Below are 2,471 nucleotides of genomic sequence, written 5' to 3'. Positions count from 1 at the left end.
ATCTCGATCCACTCGACACGCGCGGCCCCGCGGCTTCATGCCCGCCGAAACGGCCGCCGATTCAACGACACATTGAAACAATCGCCCGCGCTGCGCGCCCGGGCACGGAGAAAGGTATGGCTGGTCATTCGAAATGGGCCAACATCAAGCATAAGAAGGCAGCGGCCGACGCGAAGCGCGGCAAGATCTGGACTCGCCTGATCAAGGAAATCCAGGTCGCGGCGCGCCTCGGCGGCGGCGACGTCAACTCGAACCCGCGCCTGCGTCTCGCGGTCGACAAGGCGGCCGACGCGAACATGCCGAAGGACAACGTCAAGCGCGCGATCGATCGCGGCGTCGGCGGCGCGGACGGCGCGAACTACGAAGAGATCCGTTACGAAGGCTACGGCATCAGCGGCGCGGCGATCATCGTCGACACGCTGACCGACAACCGCACCCGCACGGTCGCGGAAGTCCGCCACGCGTTCTCGAAGTTCGGCGGCAACATGGGCACCGACGGCTCGGTCGCGTTCATGTTCGATCACGTCGGCCAGTTCCTGTTCGCACCGGGCACGTCGGAAGACGCGCTGATGGAAGCCGCGCTCGAAGCCGGCGCGAACGACGTGAACACGAACGACGACGGTTCGATCGAAGTGCTGTGCGACTGGCAGGCATTCTCGGCGGTGAAGGACGCGCTCGAAGCCGGCGGCTTCAAGGCCGAACTCGCCGAAGTGACGATGAAGCCGCAGAACGAAGTCGAATTCACCGGCGACGACGCGGCGAAGATGCAGAAGCTCCTGGACGCGCTCGAGAACCTCGACGACGTGCAGGACGTGTATACGAACGCCGTCATCGTCGAGGAATGATGTGCCGGCCGCCGTGCTCCTGTCGCGGCGGCGGCCCGACCGAATCCGCGGCCGGCGCGCCTGAGCGTGCCGGCCGCCCTGTTTTCTAGTCTGCGGGGAATCCCATGAAACTACTCGTCGTCGGTTCCGGCGGCCGCGAACATGCGCTGGCGTGGAAGCTCGCGCAGTCGCCGCGCGTCCAGATGGTCTACGTCGCGCCCGGCAATGGCGGCACGGCGCAGGACGAGCGTCTGAAGAACGTCGATATCACGGCGCTCGACGAACTCGCCGATTTCGCGGAACGCGAAGGCGTCGCGTTCACGCTCGTCGGGCCGGAAGCGCCGCTCGCGGCCGGCATCGTCAACCTGTTCCGCGCACGCGGCCTGAAGGTCTTCGGCCCGACCCGCGAAGCCGCGCAGCTCGAGAGCTCGAAGGATTTCGCGAAGGCGTTCATGAAGCGCCACGGCATCCCGACCGCCGAGTATGAAACGTTCTCCGACGTGGCCGCCGCGCACGCGTACATCGACGCGAAGGGTGCGCCGATCGTCGTGAAGGCCGACGGCCTCGCGGCCGGCAAGGGTGTCGTCGTCGCGATGACGCTGGAAGAAGCACACGAAGCCGTCGACATGATGCTGTCGGGCAACAAGCTCGGCGACGCCGGCGCGCGCGTCGTGATCGAGGAATTCCTCGATGGCGAGGAAGCGAGCTTCATCGTGATGGTCGACGGCAAGCACGCGCTGGCGCTGGCTTCCAGCCAGGACCACAAGCGCCTGCTCGACGAGGACCGCGGCCCGAACACCGGCGGCATGGGTGCGTATTCGCCCGCGCCGATCGTCACGCCGCAGATGCATGCACGCGTGATGCGCGAGATCATCATGCCGACCGTGCGCGGGATGGAGAAGGACGGCATCCGCTTCACGGGCTTCCTGTATGCGGGCCTGATGATCGACAAGGAAGGCAATCCGCGCACGCTGGAATTCAACTGCCGGATGGGCGACCCGGAAACGCAGCCGATCATGGCACGCCTGAAGAGCGATTTCTCGAAGGTCGTCGAACAGGCGATCGCGGGCACGCTCGACACGGTCGAGCTCGACTGGGACCGCCGCACCGCGCTTGGCGTCGTGCTGGCCGCGCACGGTTATCCGGACGCGCCACGCAAGGGCGACCGCATCAACGGGATCCCGGCCGAGACCGAGCAGGCCGTCACGTTCCATGCGGGCACGACGCTCGACGGCGACAAGCTGACGACGTCCGGCGGCCGCGTGCTGTGCGTGGTCGGCCTCGCCGATTCGGTGCGCGAAGCGCAGCAGCATGCGTACGAGACGATCAACCAGATCAATTTCGAAGGCATGCAGTACCGCCGCGACATCGGCTTCCGCGCGCTCAACCGCAAGAGCGCTTGACGTCGCAATCGCCGCCCCGCCCTCGCGCGGCGGCGGCCCCTCTGCCGGGGTTCGATAGAATGCCCGGCAGATGCTTTTTTTACGGCCCCCGCTTCGGGCGGAGGCACCCAGTCCAGACATGACCGATTCGACCTACGACGTAGCGCGCGTGCGCACGTACCTCCAGGACCTGCAGACACGCATCGCCGACGCGCTCGGCGCGCTCGACGGCACGCCGCTCGCGACCGACGCATGGCAGCGCGGG

General features: G+C 66.9%; 2 protein-coding genes and 1 pseudogene. All 3 read left to right on the top strand.

Translation table 11 applies throughout. The features are described from left to right. The first annotated feature begins 116 nt into the window (after nucleotides 1-116). Nucleotides 117-845, top strand: coding sequence for a YebC/PmpR family DNA-binding transcriptional regulator (locus tag JYJ84_RS34150; RefSeq protein ID WP_011352741.1), 729 nt, complete (start codon nucleotides 117-119; stop codon nucleotides 843-845). A 104-nt stretch (nucleotides 846-949) separates the two neighbouring features. After that, nucleotides 950-2,227, top strand: a complete 1,278-nt coding sequence (purD, locus tag JYJ84_RS34145) for a phosphoribosylamine--glycine ligase (RefSeq protein ID WP_039370477.1) — start codon at nucleotides 950-952, stop codon at nucleotides 2,225-2,227. Nucleotides 2,228-2,345: 118 nt separating this feature from the next. Beyond that, nucleotides 2,346-2,471 (top strand): annotated as a pseudogene (locus JYJ84_RS34140) (coproporphyrinogen III oxidase); the annotation flags it as partial.

The organism is Burkholderia sp. LMG 13014, assembly GCF_905232215.1.
In the GTDB taxonomy this organism is placed as follows: Bacteria; Pseudomonadota; Gammaproteobacteria; order Burkholderiales; family Burkholderiaceae; genus Burkholderia.
The sequence above is the reverse complement of the archived record's forward strand: the minus strand, read 5'-3'. Positions and strand labels throughout refer to the sequence as shown.